This window comes from Pseudomonas sp. AC070, from assembly GCF_979258635.1.
The window spans coordinates 975,326-997,248 of the sequence record NZ_OZ409871.1 but is presented as its reverse complement, the minus strand read 5'-3'; the positions used below and the strand labels follow the sequence as shown (position 1 = coordinate 997,248).

Annotated in this window: 18 protein-coding genes; 1 reads left to right on the top strand and 17 read right to left on the bottom strand. The window is 61.3% G+C overall.

Features of this window, described 5'->3' with window-relative positions:
• Positions 1-142: 142 nt before the first annotated feature.
• Positions 143-2,878 carry a preprotein translocase subunit SecA gene (gene secA / locus ACZZ0Q_RS04380; protein ID WP_463539965.1) on the bottom strand — a complete coding sequence of 912 codons (2,736 nt, stop codon included), beginning with the start codon at positions 2,876-2,878 and terminating at the stop codon, positions 143-145.
• 326 nt (positions 2,879-3,204) lie between these two features.
• Here secA and ACZZ0Q_RS04375 point away from each other — a divergent pair, with 326 nt between their 5' ends.
• Entirely contained in the window at positions 3,205-3,654 is a 450-nt protein-coding gene (locus ACZZ0Q_RS04375) for a DciA family protein (RefSeq protein WP_122452461.1), read from the top strand.
• Positions 3,655-3,882: 228 nt separating this feature from the next.
• On the opposite strand, the gene lpxC is transcribed toward ACZZ0Q_RS04375, so the two are convergent.
• From lpxC to mraZ, 16 genes are all read right to left on the bottom strand, one after another.
• A complete protein-coding gene (lpxC, locus tag ACZZ0Q_RS04370; protein WP_122452460.1) occupies positions 3,883-4,794 on the bottom strand; it encodes a UDP-3-O-acyl-N-acetylglucosamine deacetylase in 912 nt (303 codons plus the stop codon).
• Positions 4,795-4,905: 111 nt separating this feature from the next.
• The gene (ftsZ, locus tag ACZZ0Q_RS04365; protein WP_463539966.1) at positions 4,906-6,090 is read right to left on the bottom strand and encodes a cell division protein FtsZ; all 1,185 of its coding nucleotides are present in this window, start codon (positions 6,088-6,090) and stop codon (positions 4,906-4,908) included.
• Positions 6,091-6,146: 56 nt separating this feature from the next.
• Positions 6,147-7,394, bottom strand: coding sequence for a cell division protein FtsA (gene ftsA, locus ACZZ0Q_RS04360; protein ID WP_122494257.1), 1,248 nt, complete (start codon positions 7,392-7,394; stop codon positions 6,147-6,149).
• 19 nt (positions 7,395-7,413) lie between these two features.
• A complete protein-coding gene (locus ACZZ0Q_RS04355; RefSeq protein ID WP_122494259.1) occupies positions 7,414-8,292 on the bottom strand; it encodes a cell division protein FtsQ/DivIB in 879 nt (292 codons plus the stop codon).
• A 4-nt stretch (positions 8,293-8,296) separates the two neighbouring features.
• Positions 8,297-9,244 (bottom strand): D-alanine--D-alanine ligase, encoded by a 948-nt coding sequence (locus ACZZ0Q_RS04350; RefSeq protein ID WP_463539967.1) that lies wholly within the window; start codon positions 9,242-9,244, stop codon positions 8,297-8,299.
• Positions 9,241-10,659 (bottom strand): UDP-N-acetylmuramate--L-alanine ligase, encoded by a 1,419-nt coding sequence (gene murC, locus ACZZ0Q_RS04345; protein WP_463542239.1) that lies wholly within the window; start codon positions 10,657-10,659, stop codon positions 9,241-9,243. The genes ACZZ0Q_RS04350 and murC overlap by 4 nt, the downstream gene beginning before the upstream one ends.
• Before the next feature lie 28 nt (positions 10,660-10,687).
• Positions 10,688-11,758 carry an undecaprenyldiphospho-muramoylpentapeptide beta-N-acetylglucosaminyltransferase gene (murG, locus tag ACZZ0Q_RS04340; RefSeq protein WP_463539968.1) on the bottom strand — a complete coding sequence of 357 codons (1,071 nt, stop codon included), beginning with the start codon at positions 11,756-11,758 and terminating at the stop codon, positions 10,688-10,690.
• On the bottom strand, positions 11,748-12,986 hold the full coding sequence (gene ftsW / locus ACZZ0Q_RS04335; protein ID WP_463542240.1) for a putative lipid II flippase FtsW: 1,239 nt from the start codon (positions 12,984-12,986) through the stop codon (positions 11,748-11,750). Before ftsW ends, murG begins: the two co-directional genes overlap by 11 nt.
• 11 nt (positions 12,987-12,997) lie before the next feature.
• Positions 12,998-14,347 carry a UDP-N-acetylmuramoyl-L-alanine--D-glutamate ligase gene (gene murD / locus ACZZ0Q_RS04330; RefSeq protein WP_463539969.1) on the bottom strand — a complete coding sequence of 450 codons (1,350 nt, stop codon included), beginning with the start codon at positions 14,345-14,347 and terminating at the stop codon, positions 12,998-13,000.
• Between the two features lie 14 nt (positions 14,348-14,361).
• Positions 14,362-15,444, bottom strand: a complete 1,083-nt coding sequence (gene mraY, locus ACZZ0Q_RS04325) for a phospho-N-acetylmuramoyl-pentapeptide-transferase (protein WP_122494271.1) — start codon at positions 15,442-15,444, stop codon at positions 14,362-14,364.
• The gene (locus ACZZ0Q_RS04320; protein WP_463539970.1) at positions 15,445-16,812 is read right to left on the bottom strand and encodes a UDP-N-acetylmuramoyl-tripeptide--D-alanyl-D-alanine ligase; all 1,368 of its coding nucleotides are present in this window, start codon (positions 16,810-16,812) and stop codon (positions 15,445-15,447) included.
• On the bottom strand, positions 16,805-18,268 hold the full coding sequence (locus tag ACZZ0Q_RS04315) for a UDP-N-acetylmuramoyl-L-alanyl-D-glutamate--2,6-diaminopimelate ligase (RefSeq protein WP_463539971.1): 1,464 nt from the start codon (positions 18,266-18,268) through the stop codon (positions 16,805-16,807). Before ACZZ0Q_RS04315 ends, ACZZ0Q_RS04320 begins: the two co-directional genes overlap by 8 nt.
• Positions 18,268-20,004, bottom strand: coding sequence for a peptidoglycan D,D-transpeptidase FtsI family protein (locus ACZZ0Q_RS04310; protein ID WP_463560319.1), 1,737 nt, complete (start codon positions 20,002-20,004; stop codon positions 18,268-18,270). The genes ACZZ0Q_RS04315 and ACZZ0Q_RS04310 overlap by 1 nt, the downstream gene beginning before the upstream one ends.
• A complete protein-coding gene (gene ftsL, locus ACZZ0Q_RS04305) occupies positions 20,001-20,294 on the bottom strand; it encodes a cell division protein FtsL (protein ID WP_122494278.1) in 294 nt (97 codons plus the stop codon). Before ftsL ends, ACZZ0Q_RS04310 begins: the two co-directional genes overlap by 4 nt.
• Positions 20,291-21,244: a 16S rRNA (cytosine(1402)-N(4))-methyltransferase RsmH gene (rsmH, locus tag ACZZ0Q_RS04300; RefSeq protein WP_463539972.1), complete on the bottom strand. Its 954-nt coding sequence runs from the start codon at positions 21,242-21,244 to the stop codon at positions 20,291-20,293. Before rsmH ends, ftsL begins: the two co-directional genes overlap by 4 nt.
• Positions 21,241-21,696, bottom strand: a complete 456-nt coding sequence (gene mraZ, locus ACZZ0Q_RS04295; protein ID WP_122452446.1) for a division/cell wall cluster transcriptional repressor MraZ — start codon at positions 21,694-21,696, stop codon at positions 21,241-21,243. The genes rsmH and mraZ overlap by 4 nt, the downstream gene beginning before the upstream one ends.
• Between the last annotated feature and the right edge of the window lie 227 nt (positions 21,697-21,923).

Here is a 21,923-nt window from a genome sequence, read left to right as displayed (position 1 = left end):
GCCGCCGTAACTCAAGATCCTTTTGGCTAGAGCCAGACAAGGCGAAAGCGTCATTTAAAGCGCAGCGTACTGCAGTACGTGAGCATTTAAATGACGCTTTCAACGCAGCATGGCCGACGTCCAAAAGATCGTGGACCTGCTATTAGCTGATCTGACCGTGGCAGTGTTTGTACTTCTTGCCACTGCCGCAATAACACAGCTCGTTGCGACCAATCTTCTGATCATTACGCGCCGGCGAATACGTCGGCACTGCAACCTCGCCCACTGGCTCTAGCTCGGGCTCGTCGAGCGCCGAGGCTTCGGCGTGTTCGAACTGCATGCGGGCAGCCAGTGCCTCGGCTTCCTGGCGCAGGCGCGCCTCTTCTTCGGCCGGGTCTTCGCGACGCACTTGAACGTGGGACAGCACGCGAATGGTGTCGCGCTTGATCGAATCCAACAGTTCCTGGAACAGGGTGAAGGACTCGCGCTTGTACTCCTGCTTCGGGTTCTTCTGTGCGTAACCGCGCAGGTGAATACCGTGACGCAGGTGGTCCATGGTGGACAGGTGGTCTTTCCACAGGTCGTCTAGCACGCGCAGCAAAATTTGCTTCTCGAAGGTGCGCAGCGCCTCGGCGCTGGCTTGGTCTTCTTTCTCGTTGTAGGCAGCCAACAGCGCTTCCAGAATCTTCGCGCGCAGCGGCTCTTCGTAGAGCTTGCTGTCTTCGTCGAGCCACTGCTGAATCGGCAGTTTGATGCTGAAGTCGTTGAGCAGGGCCGCTTCCAGGCCGGCGATGTCCCACTGCTCTGGCAGCGATTGCGGCGGAATGTGGGAATTGATGGTGTTATCCAGCACTTCCTGGCGGAACTCGGCGATGGTGTCGCCCACGTCCGAGGAGGCCAGTAAGCTGTTGCGCATGTGGTAGATCACTTTGCGCTGCTCGTTGGCCACGTCATCGAACTCAAGCAGTTGCTTACGCATGTCGAAGTTGCGGCCTTCAACTTTACGTTGGGCCTTTTCGATGGCGTTACTGACCATGCGGTGTTCAATGGCTTCGCCGGACTGCATGCCCAGCGCTTTCATGAAGTTCTTCACCCGATCAGAGGCGAAGATGCGCATCAGGTTGTCTTCCAGCGACAGGTAGAAACGGCTGGAGCCCGGGTCGCCCTGACGGCCCGAACGACCGCGCAACTGGTTGTCGATACGGCGCGACTCGTGACGCTCGGAAGCGATTACGTGCAGACCACCCGACTCGATTACCAACTGGTGACGCTTGTGCCAGTCAGCCTTGATTTGCGCGATCTGTTCTTCAGTCGGGTTTTCCAGGGCAGCGACTTCCACTTCCCAGTTACCGCCCAACAGAATGTCGGTACCACGACCGGCCATGTTGGTGGCGATGGTCAGCGCGCCGGGGCGACCGGCCTGGGCGATGATTTCCGCTTCTTTTTCGTGGAACTTGGCGTTGAGGACTTTGTGCTCAATGCCTTCTTTGGTCAGCAGCTGGGACACGTATTCCGAGCTGTCGATGGACGCGGTACCCACCAGAATCGGGCGGCCAACGGCCTGGCTTTCTTTGATATCGGCAACGATGGCGGCGTACTTTTCTTCCTGAGTCAAATAGACCAGGTCGTTGTAGTCCTTACGTGCCAGCGGCTTGTTCGGCGGAATCACAACCACCGGCAGACCGTAGATTTGATGGAACTCGAACGCTTCAGTGTCGGCCGTACCGGTCATGCCGGACAGCTTGTTGTAAAGGCGGAAGTAGTTCTGGAAGGTGGTGGAGGCCAGGGTCTGGCTTTCAGCCTGGATCGGCAAACCTTCCTTGGCTTCGATGGCCTGGTGCAAGCCCTCGGACAAACGACGACCCGGCATGGTGCGGCCGGTGTGTTCGTCGACCAGCAACACCTGATCGTTCTGCACGATGTATTCGACGTTGCGGTGGAACAGCTTGTGGGCGCGCAGGCCGGCATACACGTGGGTCAGCAGACCGAGGTTATGCGCCGAGTACAGGCTCTCGCCTTCAGCCAGCAGGCCGGCGTGGGTGAGCATGTCTTCGATGAACTGGTGACCGGCTTCGTTGAGTTCGACCTGACGGGTCTTCTCGTCAACGGTGAAGTGGCCTTCCTGAGTCACCACGCCTTCCACTTCCTCGATGTGTTGCTTGAGGCGTGGAATCAGCAGGTTGATCTGCATGTACAGCTTGGAGCTGTCTTCGGCTTGGCCAGAGATGATCAGCGGGGTACGGGCTTCGTCGATAAGGATCGAGTCGACTTCGTCGATTACAGCGAAGTTGAGTTCGCGCTGGAATTTCTCTTCCACGCTGAACGCCATGTTGTCGCGCAGGTAGTCAAAACCGAATTCGTTGTTGGTGCCGTAAGTGATGTCGGCGGCGTACGCGGCGCGCTTTTCTTCCGGCGGCTGGAACGGGCTGACGATACCGACCGAGAGGCCGAGGAATTCGTATAGCGGGCGCATCCAGTTGGCGTCGCGGCGAGCCAGGTAGTCGTTCACGGTAACCACGTGCACGCCTTTACCGGACAGCGCGTTGAGGTAAACGGCCAGCGTACCTACGAGGGTTTTACCTTCACCGGTACGCATCTCGGCGATCTTGCCTTCGTGCAGGGTGGCGCCACCAATGAGCTGTACGTCGAAGTGCCGCATACCCATCACGCGCTTACCCGCTTCACGGGCGACGGCGAAGGCTTCGGGGAGCAGTTGGTCGAGGGTTTCGCCTTTGGCCAGACGGGCCTTGAACTCTTCGGTTTTGCCGCGCAGTTGCTCGTCGGACAGAGTCAGCATCTGCTCTTCGAACGAATTGACGGCGATTACCGTCTTTTGCATGCGCTTAACTTCGCGCTCGTTCTTGCTTCCAAAGAGTTTCTTTAACAAAGGCGCAAACATATCGGCAGGATCTTCCACACATAGGGATGGAGGGCGGCCCCGTGAGTCGCCCGCGCAGCCTTCATGGCTGCTTGCGAAGCGGGCATTCTACCCGGAATCGTTAGCGAGGAAAGTAGCGTTGTTGCACGGTGCCAGCACGCTCGGCAGCTTGCGGAAATGACTACACGGTCCGCTTGCACAACGAGTGTGACGTATCGGTGAGCGGCACTATCGTTTTCCCCGAAGCCCCTATATGGGGGCAAACGCCCGCCAATCAACCCCTATGGTTCTACTGACAAATCTTCGCTCTGCTACCATTGGGCCCCGGTTATTTCAGGCACTTCGCCATGGCATTTCGTCCCCTACCCGCAAAAGGTCACACTGCGCTCCTGCGCGACGCCAAACCTTTGCAGGCGCTGATCAATCAGGCGCACCGCCTGGATCACCTGCAGCGTCTGGTGGAAAGCCAATTGCAACCCGCTGCGCGCGAGCATTGCCACGTCGCCTCGTGGCGCGAAGGCTGTCTGTTATTGATCGTCACCGACGGCCATTGGGCCACCCGCCTGCGCTACCAACAGCGCCGTTTGGAACGCCAACTGCAAGCGCTGGAACCGTTCCGCAACCTCAACCGCATTCTGTTCAAAGTGCAGCCGCGCGTGGGCGTCGCCAAACTTCGCGGTCACACCATGCAGCTTTCCACGGAAACGGCGGAAGGCATTCAGGAAGTGGCAGAGGGGATTAGCGATCCGGGGTTGCGTGCGGCGCTCGAACGACTCGCGCGGCATGGGAAAGGCTAATTCAGCCTGACACTTTTGATGTTCAAGACTATGCATCCCACAATCGAGATCGAGCGAGCTAGAGCCGCGCAAGGCAAAAATCGATTTTGAAGCGCAGTTGGCTGTAGCCAATGAGCATTCAAAAACGATTTTTAACGCAGCCCGGCCGACGCGCAGCCGATCGTTTATTTACACCCATAAAAAAAGCCACCCGAGGGTGGCTTTAAAAACAGCTAAGGAGGGTATTGCTCAACCAGCCGCAACTGGTCGCATGTACGAAATCGGCGCGCTCTTCACGTCGTCGAAAGTCACCACTTCCCAAGCGTCACGTTGCTCAATCAAGGTGCGCAACAGACGGTTGTTCAGCGCATGTCCCGACTTGAAGCCGCGGAACTCGCCAATCAAACTGTTACCCAGCAGATAAAGATCGCCGATGGCGTCGAGAATTTTGTGCTTAACGAATTCGTCCTCGTACCGAAGGCCGTCTTCGTTCAGTACGCGAAACTCGTCTACCACGATGGCGTTTTCTACGCTGCCGCCGAGTGCCAGATTCTGCGAACGCAGGAACTCGATGTCACTCATAAAACCGAAGGTGCGCGCACGGCTCACTTCTTTTACGAAGGAGGTGCTAGAGAAGTCCACGCTCGCGCTTTGGGTGCGATTGCGGAAAACCGGGTGATCGAAGTCGATCTCGAAACTCACCTTGAAACCATCGAAAGGAACGAAGGTGGCGCGCTTGTCGCCCTCTGTAACCGTTACTTCGCGAGTGATGCGGATGAATTTCTTCGCCGATTCCTGCTCTTGCAGGCCTGCGGATTGAATCAGGAATACGAAGGGACCAGCACTGCCATCCATGATCGGCACTTCGGACGCGGAGAGCTCGACGTAGGCGTTATCGATGCCCAGGCCAGCCATGGCCGAAAGCAGGTGCTCCACGGTGTCCACTTTCACATCACCATTGACCAGTGTGGTCGACATGGTGGTTTCACCGACATTCTCGGCCCGGGCGCGAATTTCCACGACAGGGTCCAAGTCGGTACGGCGAAACACGATACCGGTATCGACCGGTGCCGGCTTGAGGGTCAGGTAAACCTTTTCCCCGGAATGCAGGCCGACGCCAGTGGCGCGAATGATGTTCTTCAGGGTGCGTTGTCTGATCATGGCTTGGCCGCTATAACACTAGTTGCGAATTGTTTTCAACAATGGCCGGGGATAATACCAGACCCGACCCGTGCTGAACACCAATCACCCCAATACTCCTGATAAATTTCATCAATCAGCCTGACGACGCAGGAACGCTGGAATATCCAGGTAATCCAGATCGTCCTGAGCGTTCAACTTGGCTGCAGCAGCCGCGCCAGCGTGGGCTTGGTTGCGCATGACGGTTGGACGATCCAGGTCGCGGTAGTTAACCGAAGGCTGTTCGTTACGCGGTGCGGCGGCCGATGGAACGGCAGCAGCTTGCACGGTGTTGTCGACTACCTTGACCGGCTTCTCGATTTTCGCGCCCAGGCCGGTGGCCACCACGGTCACGTGCAGTTCGTCGCGCATGTCCGGGTCGATTACGGTGCCGACCTTGACGGTAGCGTGCTCGGAAGCGAACTGCTCGATGATGTTACCCACGTCGGAGTACTCACCCAGAGACAGGTCAGGACCGGCAGTGATGTTCACCAGAATGCCGCGCGCGCCTTGCAGGTTCACGTCTTCGAGCAACGGGTTGCGGATGGCCGCTTCGGTGGCTTCACGTGCACGGTTCGGACCGCTGGCGCAGCCAGTGCCCATCATTGCCATGCCCATTTCGCTCATCACGGTTTTCACGTCGGCGAAGTCGACGTTGATCATGCCCGGACGCTTGATGATGTCGGAGATACCGCGAACGGCACCGGCCAGTACATCGTCAGCCTTGGCGAAAGCCGACAGCAGGCTCGCGTCTTTACCGAGGATGGTCAGCAATTTTTCGTTCGGAATGGTGATCAGCGAGTCGACGCTGGCCTGCAGAGCACGAATGCCCTCTTCGGCGATCAGCATGCGCTTGCGACCTTCGAACGGGAACGGACGGGTCACCACCGCAACGGTGAGGATGCCCATCTCTTTAGCCACTTCAGCAATGATCGGTGCCGCACCGGTACCGGTACCGCCGCCCATGCCAGTGGTGATGAAGACCATGTCGGTGCCTTGCAGCACTTCGGCGATACGCTCGCGGTCTTCCATTGCAGCTTGACGGCCGACTTCCGGGTTGGCGCCAGCGCCCAGGCCCTTGGTCACACCGGTACCGAGTTGCAGCACGGTACGCGCGCCGACATTTTTCAATGCCTGGGCGTCAGTGTTGGCGCAGATGAACTCAACGCCTTCGATGTTGTTTTTCGCCATGTGGTTAACAGCGTTGCCGCCACCACCACCTACGCCGATTACCTTGATAACAGCGCTTTGCGGGATATTGTCTACGAGCTCGAACATGGTCCCCTCTCCTTTGCTTTTCTAGTTGTAACGCCTACAGCACACGCGGTTTAACATCAAAAATTGCCCTGGACCCAGCGTTTCAGCCGCTCCAGTACAGGTGTCTTTGGTTCGTCGTTGTAGCTGCTGCCACCGGACAGCGAGATGCCGTCGTTCTGCTTTTGCAGCCCGTACATGAGCAAGCCCACGCCGGTCGAATAAATCGGGTTGTGCACCACATCGCCCAGGCCCTTGATGCCCTGCGGCATGCCCAGGCGAACGGGCATGTGGAAAATTTCTTCGGCCAGTTCGACCGCGCCTTCCATCTTCGAGGTGCCGCCGGTCAGCACGATGCCGGCAGGAATCAGGTCTTCATAACCGCTGCGGCGCAGTTCAGCCTGAACCAGGGTGAACAGCTCGTCGTAACGCGGTTCGACCACTTCGGCCAGCGACTGTCGCGACAAATCACGCGGCGGACGATCACCCACGCTCGGCACTTTGATGGTTTCGCCAGCGCCGGCCAGTTTCGCCAGGGCGCAGGCGTAGCGAATCTTGATTTCTTCGGCGTATTGCGTCGGTGTACGCAGGGCCATGGCGATGTCGTTGGTGACCTGATCACCCGCAATCGGGATCACGGCCGTGTGGCGAATCGCGCCTTCGGTAAAGATGGCGATATCAGTAGTGCCGCCGCCGATATCCACCAGGCAAACGCCCAGTTCTTTCTCGTCGTCGGTCAGCACGGCGTAGGCCGAGGCCAACTGCTCAAGAATGATGTCGTCTACTTCCAGGCCGCAGCGACGCACGCATTTTTCGATGTTCTGTGCCGCGTTCACCGCGCAGGTCACCACGTGCACTTTGGCTTCCAGGCGCACGCCCGACATGCCCAGCGGCTCGCGAACGCCTTCCTGGTTATCGATCACGTAATCCTGCGGCAAGGTGTGCAGCACGCGCTGATCAGCCGGAATGGCCACGGCCTGAGCGGCATCGAGTACGCGCTCAAGGTCGGCCTGGCTCACTTCGCGGTCGCGAATGGCGACGATGCCGTGGGAGTTCAGGCTGCGGATGTGGTTGCCCGCCACGCCGACGAATGCCGAGTGAATACGGCAGCCGGCCATCATTTGCGCTTCTTCGATGGCGCGCTGAATCGATTGCACGGTGGATTCGATATTCACCACCACGCCCTTTTTCAAGCCGCGCGATGGGTGCGTGCCGATCCCGACGATTTCCAGCTGGCCATCAGCCGTGACTTCGCCTACCAGCGCCACCACCTTGGAGGTGCCGATATCGAGGCCGACGATCATCTTGCCGCTCTGCACGTTTGCCATGTTGCTGCCTTCTCCTAATTCACTTCTGCGCGACGGTTTTGTCCGTCGCCGGCGCAATCGGTTCACGCCACGCAACGGCCAGGCCGTTGGAGTAACGCAGGTCGATGCGCGAAATATTCGCGATCTGGTCTTTCAAGCTCTTGTCGTAGATGGACACGAAGCGGCGCATTTTCTCGACTAGGTGATCCCGACCTAACAACAACTCAATGCTTTGTCCGGTGTTATTCACCCCGGTGGTGATAAACCAGCTGCCGCGTTCACGCAGTTCCAGGCGCGCCACCGAAAACCCCAGTGGGCGCAGCATCTGGCTGAGCATCTGGTAGCGCTGCATCACGTCTTCCTGAGCGCGCTGCGGGCCCACCAGCTGAGGCAGGTTTTCGTAATTGGCCAGCTCACGCGGAGTGAACGCCTGACCCTGGTTGTTCAGCAACGCCTCGTCGCCCCAGCGGGCCACCGGCAGTTGTTCTTCCAGCGAAATGGTCACGGTGTCGGGCCATACGCGGCGAACTTCGGCGTGGGCAATCCACGGCATCTGTTCCAGTTCGGCGCGCATGCCGGCGAGGTCAACGGTGAAGAAGCTCGCCGCCACGAAGGGCGCAATACGCTGCTGCACCGCTTGCTGGCTGATGTAGCTGAGCTCGCCCTGCACGCTGATTTTCGCAATCGGGCGATCGGCGTACGGCAGCAAACGCTGGGCCGCTTCGTAAGTGCCAAAGCCCAGCACCAGCAACATCACCGGCCAGAGCACACGCTTGATCGCCGAGAAGCTTGGCTTCGGTACGCGAACCGACAACGGCTCCTTGGCCACCATCCGACTGGCACCCCGCTGCGCCGGCTTGCGCGGCAAAGCGCCACGGCCGGGAACAGGTTGCTGATGACGGAGGGTTGCGCCGTGCATGGTCTTAACCTCGTGCCTCAACGCTGTCGGAAAGAATCGCCACGACCAGTTGCTGGAAATCCAGCCCTGCTGCGCGAGCGGCCATTGGCACCAAGCTGTGGTCAGTCATACCGGGAACGGTGTTGACTTCCAGCAGCCAGAATTTGCCGTCTTTGTCCTGCATCACATCGGCACGCGCCCAGCCCTGAATGCCAACGGCATCGCAGGCGCGGGCGGTGAGGTCTTTGAGTTCCTGTTCTTTGGCGGCGTCCAGCCCACATGGAATGCGGTACTGGGTGTCATTGGCCAGGTACTTGGCGTCGTAGTCGTAGAAGCTGTGGGGGGTGCCAAGGCCAATCGGTGGCAGCACCTCGCCGCGCAATACGGCAACGGTGAATTCCGGACCGCTGATCCACTGTTCAACCAACACCTGCGAGTCGTAGCCGCTGGCATCGCGCCACGAGCGGATCAACTCGTCGACGCTGTTCACTTTGGCCATACCGATACTGGAACCTTCATGCGCCGGTTTGACGATGAGGGGGAAACCCAGTTCCGTGGCCGCCGACCGGCAGTCATCCACGCTGGCCAATACCGCGTGACGCGGGGTCGACAAACCGAGGCTCTGCCACACCTGTTTGGTGCGCAGTTTGTCCATCGCCAGGGCCGAGGCCAGCACGCGGCTGCCGGTGTACGGAATGCCAACGCATTCCAACAGGCCCTGCATGCTGCCGTCTTCGCCGCCACGACCGTGCAGCACGATAAACGCGCGGTCGATTTTTTCGCTGACCAGACGCTGCAGGAAGTCGTCGCCCACATCGATACCGAAGGCGTCGACACCCGCCGCTTGCAGCGCTTCCAGCACGGCAGCGCCGGACTTCAGCGACACCGGGCGCTCAGCGCTCTTGCCGCCGAACAGCACGGCGACACGGCCGAAGGCGTCGGGGGCGAGGTTGCGATCTAACAGGCCACTCATTTCTTACTCCCACCGGCGACAACCGCGCCGGCAAACAACGGGCTCTGCAACAACTGCGGCGCCAGGCCACCGATATCCCCGGCGCCTTGGCACAGGAGGATGTCGCCAGCGCGCAGCAACGGTTTAACGATCGGCGCCAGCTCAGTGCCACGCTCGATATAAATAGGATCCAACTGGCCGCGCTGACGGATGCTGTGGCACAGCTGACGGCTATCGGCGCCAGGAATCGGCTCCTCGCCCGCTGGGTACACTTCCATCAGCAGCAGCACGTTCGAGTCGGCCAGCACCTGCACGAAGTCGTCGTACAGATCGCGGGTGCGGCTGTAACGGTGCGGTTGGTACACCATCACCAAGCGACGCTCCGGCCAGCCACCGCGTACGGCCTTGATCACCGCTGCCACTTCACGCGGGTGGTGGCCGTAATCGTCGACCAGCATCACGCTGCCGCCCTCGACCGGCAGTTCGCCGTACACCTGAAAGCGGCGACCCACGCCCTGGAATTTCGACAGGCCGTGAACGATGGCCTCGTCTGAGAGGCCTTCGTCGGTGGCGATGGCGATGGTCGCCAGGGCATTCAATACGTTGTGGTTGCCCGGCATGTTCACCGACACATCCAGCGGCTCACGGCCGGCGCGCAGCACGGTGAAGTAGGTTTGCATGCCGTTCTGACGCAGGTTGATGGCGCGCACATCGGCGTCTTCGCTCAGGCCATAAGTCATGGTCGGGCGTTTAACCTGGGGCAGAATTTCGCGCACCACCGGATCGTCCACGCACACCACGGCCAGCCCGTAGAACGGCAGGTTGTGGAGGAACTCGACGAAGGTTTTCTTCAACTTGTTGAAGTCACCTTCGTAGGTGCTCATGTGGTCCATGTCGATGTTGGTGACCACGGCCACCATCGGCTGTAGGTGCAGGAAGCTGGCGTCGCTTTCGTCCGCTTCGGCGACCAGGTAGCGGCTGGTGCCAAGCTGGGCGTTGGTGCCGGCAGCGTTCAAGCGGCCACCAATTACAAACGTCGGGTCCAGGCCAGCGGCCGCAAACACCGAAGCAATCAAACTGGTGGTCGTGGTTTTGCCATGGGTGCCGGCAACCGCAATGCCGTGGCGATAGCGCATCAGCTCGGCGAGCATTTCGGCGCGCGGCACGATGGGAATGCGGCGCTCAAGAGCGTTGGCCACTTCCGGGTTGGCCGTGTTGATAGCGCTGGACACCACCAGAACGTCAGCGTGCTGAGCGTTCTCGGCGCGGTGGCCGATAAACACCTGGGCGCCGAAGTTCTGCAGGCGCTCGGTAACGGCCGAGCCCTTGATGTCGGAGCCGGACACGTCGTAGCCCAGGTTCAACAACACTTCGGCAATACCGCACATGCCCGCGCCGCCGATGCCGACGAAGTGGATGCGGCGGATACGGCGCATTTCTGGCTGCGGAAACGCTTTCTGGCTCTCAACCACGGGCCACCTCCAGGCAGATGTCGACGACAGTGCGGGTCGCGTCGGGCTTGGACAGGCGGCGCGCGGTGCTGGCCATGTAGATAAGGCGTTCGGGATGCATCAAAACCTCGGTCAGGCGCTCGGCCAATTCGGCGGCGCCAGTAGTCGCTTGTGGCAGCAGGAAGGCAGCGCCTTCACGAGCCAGATAATCGGCGTTGCGGGTCTGGTGATCGTCGATGGCGTGCGGCAACGGCACCAGTATCGACGGCAGACCGGCAGCAGCCAGTTCACTGATGGTCAGCGCGCCTGCGCGGCACACCACCAGGTCGGCCCAGGCATACGCGCCGGCCATGTCTTTAATGAACGGCGCGACGTGCGCTTGGACACCGGCCGCGTCGTAACGGTCCTTGGTGATTTCATCGTGATTCTTGCCGGATTGGTGCACCACTTCCGGACGGATCTCTACCGCCACTTCGCGCAAGGCTTCGGGCAGCAACTTGTTCAACGGCTCGGCGCCCAGGCTGCCGCCCAGAATCAGCAAACGCGGACGACGGCCTTGCAGCGTGTCGCGTGGTGTTTCCAGGAACAGTTCTTCACGCACCGGGTTGCCGGTGGTGCGGCGCTTGGCCGACTGGCTGAAGGTATTCGGGAAGGCTTCGCACACGCGCGTGGCGAAACGCACCAGGCTGCGATTGGCGGTGCCGGCCACGGCGTTCTGCTCGTGAATAATCAGCGGCACACCGGCCATTTTCGCCGCCAGGCCGCCTGGACCCGTGACGTAGCCGCCCATGCCCAACACGCACACCGGTTTCAATTTGCGCACGATGCGGCGCGCCTGAAACAGCGAGCGCAGCAAGCTGAACGGCGCCTTGAGCAGGTTGACGAAGCCTTTGCCGCGCAGGCCAGCGACGTTAATCAAGTGCAGGTCCAGACCGACTTCCGGCACCAGTTGGTTTTCAATGCCACGCGGCGTGCCGAGCCAGTGCACGGTATAACCGCGCGCCTGAAACTCGCGAGCACAGGCCAGCGCCGGGAACACGTGGCCGCCGGTGCCGCCGGCCATGATCAGAACATTAGCGGCCATGGACCACCTCCTTGGACGCTTTGCTGGCAGCCGGCTCTTCGGCGAAATCGCTCTCGACGAAATCGACATCTTCGCTGCCAAGAATGGTGCGGCGCTCCCACTCGATACGCAGCAGCAACCCCAGGCAGGCGCAGCAAATCACCAACGAACTGCCGCCGTAGCTGAGGAACGGCAGAGTCAGCCCTTTGGTTGGCAGCAGGCCGACGTTCACGCCGATGTTGATCAGGAACTGGCCGATCCACAGGAAGGCCAGACCGAAGGCGACGTACGCAGAGAAGAACTGCTTTGCTTTCTCGGCCCACAAGCCGATGTACAAGGCGCGCACGCTGACGAACACGAACAGCGCCACGGTGGCCAGCGATCCGAACAGGCCGAGTTCTTCGGCGAGCACGGAGTACACGAAGTCGGTGTGTGCTTCCGGCAGGTAGAACTGCTTCTGCACACTGTTGCCCAGGCCGACGCCCAGCCATTGGCCGCGACCAAACGCGATCAGCGCCTGCGTCAATTGATAGCCCGAGCCGAACTGGTCGGCCCACGGGTCGGTAAAGGTCACCAGACGCGCCATGCGATACGGTTGCGCCTGCACCAGCACGAATACCGCGCCGACTGCCAAGGCCACCATCAGCGAGAAACGGAACAGGCCGACACCGCCCAGGAACAGCATGGCGGCGGCAGCACCCATCAGTACAACGGTGGCACCGAAGTCCGGTTCCATCAGCAGCAAGCCAGCCATCGGCAACAGCACGATGAAGGGTTTGAAAAAGCCCATCCAGCTCTCGCGCACTTCTTCCTGGCGGCGCACCAGGTAGCCGGCCAGGTAGATAACCGCGAACACTTTGGCGATTTCCGAAGGCTGCACGTTGAATGCGCCGAAGCCGATCCAGCGCATCGAACCGTTCACTTCGCGGCCGATGCCCGGCACCAACACCAGCACCAGCAACCCGAACGCCACCACCAACAAGGTGCCGCCCATGCGCTGCCAGGTGGACATCGGAATCACCAGCATCAGGCCGGCAGCGCCGAGGCCGATGGCCATGTAAATGACGTGGCGGATCATGTGATAGAACGGATTGCCGGTCTGCACGGCGGCGACTTCGGTGGAGGCCGAGGTAATCATCACCAAGCCCAGGCCCAGCAGCGCGAAGCAACCGGCCAGCAGCGGGAAGTCGAGGTCGATACCGCGACGGCTGAACAGCGGCGACGGGTACGGGCGAAGAATGCTAAGCAAGCGAGCGAGCATCAGTTGAGCCCCCCGACGGCCTGGGCGAACAGGCGCCCGCGTTCTTCGAAATTCTTGAACATGTCCAGACTTGCGCACGCGGGCGAGAGCAACACGGCATCGCCGCTCTGAGCCAGTTCGGCGGCCTTGGTGACCGACTCATCCAGCGAGGTGACGCGAATCAGCGGCACGCCGGTATCGGCCAGCACGTCGGCCAACAGCGGCGCGTCGCGACCGAGCAGAATCACAGCGCGGCAATGGGCAGCGACCGGCGCGCGCAGCGCGGAGAAGTCCGCACCTTTGCCATCGCCGCCGGCAACGAGCACCAGCTTGCCGGCGATGTCCGCGCCCAAACCTTCGATGGCCGCCAGCGCGGCGCCCACGTTAGTGGCTTTCGAATCGTCGTAATAACTCACGCCGTCACGCTCACGCAGCCACTGGCAGCGATGCGCCAGGCCGGTAAATTCGCGTAGCGCTTGCAGCATCGGTTCAAACGGCAAGCCGACGGCATGGCCGAGCGCCAAGGCCGCCAGGGCGTTGGCTTGGTTATGGGCGCCGCGCACTTTCAACTCGCGCGCCGGCATCAGCGTTTCGAATTGGAAGGCCAACAATTTCTCGCCCTGCTCTTCCACCAGACCGAAGCCTTTGAAGTCGGGCTTGTTCAAGCCAAAGGTCCAGCACGGTGTGTTTTCGCCAATCAGCGGACGGGACAAACCGTCCTGGCGGTTCACCACCACTTGCCGAGCGCCGCGGAAAATCCGGTGCTTGGCCAGGTGATAGGCCGGCAGGCCGCTGTAGCGGTCCATGTGGTCTTCGCTGATGTTCAGCACGGTGGCGACTTCAGCGTTCAACTGGTCGGTGGTTTCCAGTTGGAAACTCGACAGCTCGACCACGTACAGCTCGACGTCGTCGCTGAGCAGATCCAGCGCCGGGGTGCCGAGGTTGCCGCCGACCGCCACACGCTTGCCAGCCGCCACGGCCATCTCGCCCACCAGAGTGGTGACGGTGCTTTTCGCGTTGGAGCCGGTGATGGCGACAATCGGCGCCTTGGCGTGGCGGGCGAACAACTCGATGTCGCCCAGCAGTTTCACGCCACGGGCGGCGGCCGCTTGCAGCGCCGGGGTGGCCAAGGCCAGGCCCGGGCTCACGTACAGCTCATCGGCGCGGCAGAGGAACTCAACGTCCAGTTCGCCACAACGCACTTCCACCTCCGGGTACTGGGCGCGAATGGCGGCCAGCTCCGGCGGGTTCGCACGGGTGTCGGCCACGGCAAAGCGGATGCCTTGGCGCGCGAGGAAGCGCACCAGGGACATGCCGCTCTTGCCGAGGCCGACAACGATGCGGAAGTGGTCAGTAGCGATGAGGCTCATTGGGGTCCTTGTCCTTAACGCAGTTTCAGGGTGGCGAGGCCGACCAGCACCAGAATTACGGTGATGATCCAGAAACGCACGATCACGCGCGGCTCAGGCCAGCCTTTGAGTTCGAAGTGGTGATGGATCGGCGCCATGCGGAACACGCGTTTGCCGGTGAGCTTGAACGAAGCCACTTGAATCACCACCGACAGGGTTTCCATCACGAACACGCCGCCCATGATGAACAGCACGATTTCCTGGCGCACGATCACGGCGATGGTGCCCAGCGCAGCGCCGAGCGCCAGCGCGCCGACGTCGCCCATGAAGACTTGTGCCGGGTAGGTGTTGAACCAGAGGAAACCCAGGCCCGCACCCACCAGCGCCGAACAGAACACGATCAGCTCGCCCGCGCCCGGTACGTACGGAATCAGCAGGTAGTCAGCGAATTTGATGTTGCCCGACAGGTAGCAAAAAATGCCCAGCGCGCCGCCGACCATCACGGTGGGCATGATCGCCAAACCGTCGAGGCCGTCAGTCAGGTTCACTGCGTTGCTGGAGCCGACGATCACGAAGTAGGTCAGCACCACGAAACCGACGCCCAGCGCGATGCTGACATCTTTGAGCATCGGCACGATCAACGTCGTTTCGACTGCGCTCGGGGCCGTCATATAAAGGAACACGGCAGCGCCCAGGCCAAACACTGACTGCCAGAAATACTTCCAGCGGCTCGGCAGGCCTTTCGAGTTTTTCTCGATGACTTTGCGGTAGTCGTCCACCCAGCCGATGCCGCCGAACAGCAGGGTCACGATCAGCACCACCCACACGTAGCGGTTGGTCAGATCAGCCCAGAGCAAGGTGCTGATGGCGATGGCGGAAAGAATCAGCGCGCCACCCATGGTCGGCGTACCGGATTTGGACAGGTGCGACTGCGGACCATCGTTGCGCACGGCTTGGCCGATTTGACGAATCTGCAGGGTGCGAATCATCCAGGGGCCCAGCCACAGCGACAGCGACAACGCGGTCAATACACCCAGAATCCCGCGCAGGGTCAGGTATTGAAAGACCGCGAAGCCCTTGTAGAACTGTTGCAGATACTCGGCCAACAGCAGCAGCATTTAATGACTCCCCTGAGCGGTGCACAAAGCGGCAACGACGTTTTCCATCGCTGCGCTGCGCGATCCTTTAATTAGAATGGTGGTGTTGCCTGGCTCGGCACTGACGGCGGCGATCAGGCTGGCCTGATCAGCAAAGTGCCGGCCATTGGCGCCGAAAGCGGCCACGGCGTGGGCCATGTTCGGGCCGACGGCATAAAGAGCATCGACTTTTCCGGCGGCGTAAGCGCCGACATCGCGGTGGCCTTGCTCAGCCCACTCGCCCAGCTCGCCGATATCGCCCAGAACCAGAACGGTGCGGCCGGAAAAGGCCGCGAGTATATCAACGGCGGCACACATGGAAGTCGGGTTGGCGTTGTAGGTGTCATCGATCACCCGGGCGCCATTAGTCGCCAACTGCGCTACGGCGCGGCCTTTGACCGGCTGCACATTTTCAAGACCCGCCACGATACTGACCAACGGCACGCCAAGCGCAGCGGCGGCTGCTGCTGACGCCAAGGCATTGGCGATGTTGTGGGTGCCGAGCAGATTGATCTGCACCTTGGCGCTGCCTTGCGCGCTATTCAGGGTGAACAACGGGCAACCACGGGCATCGCGGCCGAGGTCGCTGGCGTAGAAGTCGGCGGCGCTGTTGCTCAGGGCGAAGGTCAGCACCTTGCGCTCGCCCGCACGGGCTTGCCAGATGCCGAAGGCTTTGTCGTCGAGGTTGAGCACCGCGGTGCCGCTGGCGCTCAGACCGTCGATGATTTCGCCTTTGGCTTCGACAATTTTGTCGGCGCCGCCGAACTCGCCGATGTGGGCGGTGCCGGCGTTGTTCAGCACCGCCACGTGCGGCTTGGCCAACGCTACGGTGTAAGCGATTTCGCCGACCCGGTTGGCGCCCAGCTCAATCACCGCGCCTTTGTGCTCCGCGCCCAGCTCAAGCAGGGTCAACGGCACACCAAGGTCGTTATTCAAATTGCCACGGGTGGCCAGAACGGCGCCGTCGATGCCGGCGCGCAGAATGCTGGCGAGCATTTCCTTGACCGTGGTTTTACCGCTGGAACCGGTGATGGCAGCCAGGGGGCCGGTGTAGGCCTGACGATTGAGCGCGGCGAGTTGGCCTAGCGCCTGGCGAGTGTCGGCTACCACCAATTGCGGAATGCTGACGCCAACGGTTTCACGCTCGACCAGCGCAGCGACCGCGCCTTTCTGCGTGACTTCCTGCAAATAGCTGTGGCCGTCGAAACGCGGGCCAGTCAGGGCGATAAACAGCTGCCCCGGCTTGATCGCGCGGCTGTCGGTGCTCACTGCACTAAACGTCGCGTCGGCGCCGACCAGGCAGCCATTGAGGGCATTGACCACTTCGCTCAACCGCAAGGCTTTAAGCATGAGCGGCCTCCCAGGCGGCCAGGGCCGTGGTGGCTTGGTGCAGGTCGGAGAACGGTTGGCGCTCGCCGTTGATTTCTTGGTAATCCTCGTGGCCTTTTCCGGCCAGCACGATCACATCGGCGGCATCGGCACTGGCAATCAGTTGCGCGATGGCCTGGCCGCGACCGTATACAAACTGGGCTTTCTCCGGCGCGGTGAGACCGGCGCGGATGTCGGCGAAAATCTGCTCGGGCGATTCGGTGCGCGGGTTGTCGTCGGTCACCATCACGCCATCGGCAAGGCGCTCAACCACTTCGGCCATCAGCGGACGTTTGCCGCGATCACGGTCGCCGCCACAGCCGAACAGGCACAGCAGTTTGCCGGTGGCGTGGGGACGCAGGGCGGTCAGTACTTTATCCAGCGCGTCTGGCGTGTGGGCGTAGTCGACCACCACCAGCGGCTGGGTGCCGCCGCCCAGGCGCTGCATGCGACCGGCCGGGCCTTCCAGTTTCGGCAGCACTTTCAGAATTTCGTCCAGCGGGTAATCCAGGCCCAGCAGCGCGCCGACTACGCCGAGCAGGTTGCTCAGGTTGAAGCGGCCCAGCAGGGACGAACGCAGGCTGCCCTCGCCTTTGGGCGTGACCAGCTTGGCGCGCACGCCGTGGTCGTCGAACACCGCTTCGCTGCAATACAGGTAGGCGTTGCGGTCTTCGAGGCTGTAGGTGATCAGGCGCGACTCATGCTGTTGGGCGGCCAGTTCGCGGCCGAAGGCGTCGTCCAGGTTCAGCACGCGGCAGCGCAGGGTCGGCCAGCGGAACAGCTTGGCTTTGGCTTCGCCGTAGGCCTGCATGGAACCGTGATAGTCCAGGTGGTCGCGCGACAGGTTGGTGAACACCGCCACGTCAAAGGTCAGGGCAGCGACGCGGCCTTGGTCCAGACCGTGCGACGACACTTCCATCGCCACGGCGCGAGCGCCAGCTTGTTTCAGGTTGGCCAACACCGCTTGCACACCGATGGGGTCTGGCGTGGTGTGGCGGCCTTGCTCCAGTTCATTATGGAAACCGGTGCCCAAGGTGCCGACGATGCCGCAGCGCTCGCCAAAGTGATCCAGGGCCTGGGCCACCAATTGGCTGATGCTGGTTTTACCGTTGGTGCCGGTTACGCCCACCAGATGCAGGCCACGACTCGGCTCGCCGTAGAAGCGGCCGGCGATGGCGGACAACTGACCGGCCAGATTCTTCAAGGCCACCAGTTCTGCGCCCTGGGCGTCGATAACAGGCGCGCCTTCGGCTTCATAGGCAACGGCGGCAGCGCCACGGGCAATGGCGTCGCTGATGTGCACGCGGCCATCTTGCTGCCCGCCGGGCACGGCCAGGAACAAGTCGCCGGGACGCACTTTGCGGCTGTCCAGCGTCAGTTCGCGGATCAGCACCGAGCTCTCGGCTTGTGGCAGCAATTGGTTCAGTGGCATTGGCATTAGCGCGCTAACTCCCGAGGAATAGAGAGCGCCACGGCGGGCGCAACGTCAGCCGGGGTCAGGTTGTCTGGGGCGATGTTCATCAGGCGCAGGGCGCCGGCCATGACCTTGCCGAATACCGGGGCCGAGATCAGGCCGCCGAAGTAGGCGCCGGTGCTCGGTTCGTCAACCACGACCACCATGGCGATGCGCGGGTTGCTGATCGGGGCGAAGCCGGCGAACAGCGAGCGGTAGGCGTTCTGGGTGTAACCCTTGGTGCCGACCGTGGCCTTACGCGCCGTACCGGATTTGCCGCCGACGTGGTAAGCCGGCACCTTGGCGCGGAACACGCCGCTTGGCGCTTCGACCACTTGCTGAAGCATGCCTTGAATGGTTTTTGCGGTGTTTTCTGGGATGACCTGCACGCCATCTTGAGTGCGGCCATCAACACGGGTCATGGTCATGGGAATGCTGCGGCCATTGTTGGCGAGCACCGCATAGGCATGGGCGAGTTGCACGGCGGTCACCGACAGACCGTAGCCGTAGGCCAGGGTCGCGGTTTCAGCTTTTGGCCAGATGCGGTGATTTGGCAGGTTACCGACGCGCTCGCCGGGGAAGCCCAGGCCGGTGTCCTGGCCGAGGCCAACTTGCTGCATAACGTTGTAAATCGGCTCGGCGCCGATATCGAAAGCGATTTTGCTGATGCCGACGTTACTGGACTTGATGAGGATGCCGGTAAGGTCGAGCACGCCTTCGTTCTTGGAAACGTCGCGGATGGTGTATTTGCCGATTTGCAGGGTGCCGGGGTACACGTCAACCGTATCGGTCGGCTTCCAGCGCCCGCTTTCCAGCGCCGCACTCATGGAAAACGGTTTAACGGTGGAACCCGGCTCGAACACGTCGATCATGGCGCGGTTGCGCATCATCGCCGGCTGCAGATTGCGGCGGTTGTTGGGGTTGTATGTCGGCTGGTTGACCATGGCCAGCACTTCGCCGGTTTTCACGTCGAGCATTACCAGGCTCGCGCCCTTGGCGCCGAACTCGGTAACCACGTTGCGCAGCTCGCGGTGGGCCAGGTATTGCAGGCGCAGGTCGATGGACAGCGCCAGGGCCTTACCGGCTTTGGCGTTGCGGGTCACTTGCACGTCTTTGATCAGACGGCCGCGACGGTCTTTCAATACTTCACGCTTGCCGGGTACGCCCGACAGCCATTGGTCAAACGCCAGCTCCACGCCTTCGCGGCCGTGGTCGTCGATGTCAGTGAAGCCAACTACGTGCGCTGTCACTTCGCCGGCCGGGTAGAAACGACGAAACTCCTCAATGGAGTAGACGCCTGGCACTTTGAGGTCGAGCACGGACTGGCCCTGCTCCGGGGTCAGGCCCCGCACCAGGTACATGAATTCGCGTCCGGCGTTGTCCTCCAACCGGGCGGCAAAGGCTTTTGGCTCTTGCCCCAGGGCGGCGGCCAGCGCTGGCCAGCGGTCTTTGCCGGCTTGCAGTTCTTTGCCGTTGGCCCACAGCGTGGTGACCGGCGTACTCACGGCCAATGGCTCGCCGTTACGGTCGGTGATCAGGCCGCGGTGCGCAGGAATCGGTACGTGACGCACGCTACGGGCATCGCCCTGGCCTTGCAGGAAAGCGTGGTCGAGCACTTGCAGGTCGATGATGCGCCAGCAGATGGCAGCGACCATGATTCCGAGCAGGCCCAGAACCACGCGGAACCGCCACGGATAGAGAGCGCCTTCAAGCTTCATCATTTCGCCACCATCCGAACTTCGGCTGGCTCAGGAATGCGCATTTTCAGCTGTTCACTGGCAAGGGTTTCGATGCGGCTGTGGGCGGTCCAGGTGCTTTGTTCGAGAATCAGGCGGCCCCACTCGGCTTGCGCTTTGTCGCGCACGCTGAGTTCGCCATACAGCGAGTTGAGCAACTGGCGATTCCAGTGCGCGCTGTAAGCCACGGCGATGGCCGAAACCAATACCGCGATAAATAGAAGCAGCAGCACAGTGCTGCCGGCCGGGAGCGGCTTGGCGAAGGAGCGGCTCAACGCAACTTCTCCGCAACACGCATGACCGCACTGCGCGAGCGCGGGTTGGCCGATTGCTCAGCGTCGGATGGGAACTGAGCCTTGCCGATGGTGCGAATTTTCGGTTCGAATCGCTCGACGCGCACGGGCAGGTTGCGCGGGAGTTTGTCCGCCTCGCCTTTTTCCAGACGGCGCATAAACAATTTGACGATGCGGTCTTCCAGCGAGTGGAAGCTGATCACCACCAGACGACCGCCCACTTCGAGCACGTCCATGGCCGCTTGCAGGCCACGCTCCAGATCGCCCAGTTCGTTATTCACGTGAATGCGCAAACCCTGGAAAGCACGAGTCGCCGGGTTCTTGCCCTTCTCCCACGCTGGGTTCGCTACCTTTAATACCTCGGCAAGATCGCCAGTGCGCTCGAACGGCTGCACCTCGCGGCGCTGGACCACAGCGCGCGCCATGCGCTTGGCGAAACGCTCTTCGCCATACTCTTTAAAGACGCGGGCAATTTCTTCTTCGGCCGCAGTAGCAATGAACTGCGCGGCGCTGACGCCACGGGTGGGGTCCATGCGCATGTCGAGCGGGCCGTCGTTCATAAAACTGAAGCCGCGCTCGGCGTCGTCCAGCTGCGGCGACGACACGCCGAGGTCGAGCAGAATGCCGGATACTTTGCCCGCATCGCCGCGCTCAGCGACGGCTTCGCCCAGCTCGGCAAAACTGCGCTGCACAACGACAAAGCGGCCGTCTTCGGCCGCCAGCGCTTCTCCGGTCGCAATCGCCAGAGGGTCTTTATCAAATCCGAGGAGCCGTCCACCTGGCCCGAGCTTTTGCAAGATCAACCGGCTGTGTCCGCCACGGCCAAACGTGCCATCCACATAGCAGCCGTCCGCGCGCACGGCGAGAGCTTCTACGGCTTCGTCGAGCAATACGGTGATGTGGCGAAAGCCGCTGCTAGTTGGGGTTGTCACAGGATCAGATCACGCAATTCGTCCGGCAGACCGCCCGGCTGTTTAATGGCTGCCAGGTCCGCATCAGCAAGCGCGTTCCAGGCGTTTTCGTCCCACAGTTGGAATTTGTTCAGTTGCCCCACCAGCATCGCGTGCTTGTCGAGCTTGGCGTATTCGCGCAAACGCGGCGGCACCAGGAAGCGGCCGGCGCTGTCGAGCTCGATATCCACCGCGTTACCAATCAGCAAACGCTGCAGGCGACGACTTTCTTCACGCAGCGATGGCAGCTCACGGAGTTTGGTTTCGATGATTTCCCACTCAGGCAGCGGGTAGACACAGAGGCAGGGGTCAATGGCGTCGATGGTAACGATGAGCTGGCCAGCCGAACGCGACACGATCTCGTCCCGATACCGACTTGGCATCGCGAGGCGCCCTTTGGCGTCGAGACTGATTGCGTTAGCTCCGCGAAACACGACAGCGCTTCCCCTTTTTTACTAGCTTTCCATGCCTAAAAAACCCACTTCGTACCACTTTGTACCACTTCGGCACACTATAGGAACGCAGCTACCCCACCGTCAAGGCGCGCTTGAAGGGAAAAATCCTTATGGGACGGTGATTTAGCGAACTTTTGGGGGCGATGAAAGGCGGTTTCAGGGGTGTTTCGAGGGGTGTACGCGAGCCTGCTCAATGAGCTGCGCTT

Bases quoted from the DNA above. Each gene is read 5' to 3' on its own strand.
- murC (WP_463542239.1), bottom strand. From the start codon at position 10,659: ATGCGCCGTATCCGCCGCATCCACTTCGTCGGCATCGGCGGCGCGGGC.
- ACZZ0Q_RS04310 (WP_463560319.1), bottom strand. From the start codon at position 20,004: ATGATGAAGCTTGAAGGCGCTCTCTATCCGTGGCGGTTCCGCGTGGTT.
- murG (WP_463539968.1), bottom strand. From the start codon at position 11,758: ATGGCCGCTAATGTTCTGATCATGGCCGGCGGCACCGGCGGCCACGTG.
- ACZZ0Q_RS04320 (WP_463539970.1), bottom strand. From the start codon at position 16,812: ATGCTTAAAGCCTTGCGGTTGAGCGAAGTGGTCAATGCCCTCAATGGC.
- ftsZ (WP_463539966.1), bottom strand. From the start codon at position 6,090: ATGTTCGAGCTCGTAGACAATATCCCGCAAAGCGCTGTTATCAAGGTA.
- ACZZ0Q_RS04375 (WP_122452461.1), top strand. From the start codon at position 3,205: ATGGCATTTCGTCCCCTACCCGCAAAAGGTCACACTGCGCTCCTGCGC.
- secA (WP_463539965.1), bottom strand. From the start codon at position 2,878: ATGTTTGCGCCTTTGTTAAAGAAACTCTTTGGAAGCAAGAACGAGCGC.
- ACZZ0Q_RS04355 (WP_122494259.1), bottom strand. From the start codon at position 8,292: ATGCACGGCGCAACCCTCCGTCATCAGCAACCTGTTCCCGGCCGTGGC.
- ACZZ0Q_RS04315 (WP_463539971.1), bottom strand. From the start codon at position 18,268: ATGCCAATGCCACTGAACCAATTGCTGCCACAAGCCGAGAGCTCGGTG.
- murD (WP_463539969.1), bottom strand. From the start codon at position 14,347: ATGAGCCTCATCGCTACTGACCACTTCCGCATCGTTGTCGGCCTCGGC.
- lpxC (WP_122452460.1), bottom strand. From the start codon at position 4,794: ATGATCAGACAACGCACCCTGAAGAACATCATTCGCGCCACTGGCGTC.
- ACZZ0Q_RS04350 (WP_463539967.1), bottom strand. From the start codon at position 9,244: ATGAGTGGCCTGTTAGATCGCAACCTCGCCCCCGACGCCTTCGGCCGT.
- ftsA (WP_122494257.1), bottom strand. From the start codon at position 7,394: ATGGCAAACGTGCAGAGCGGCAAGATGATCGTCGGCCTCGATATCGGC.
- mraY (WP_122494271.1), bottom strand. From the start codon at position 15,444: ATGCTGCTGCTGTTGGCCGAGTATCTGCAACAGTTCTACAAGGGCTTC.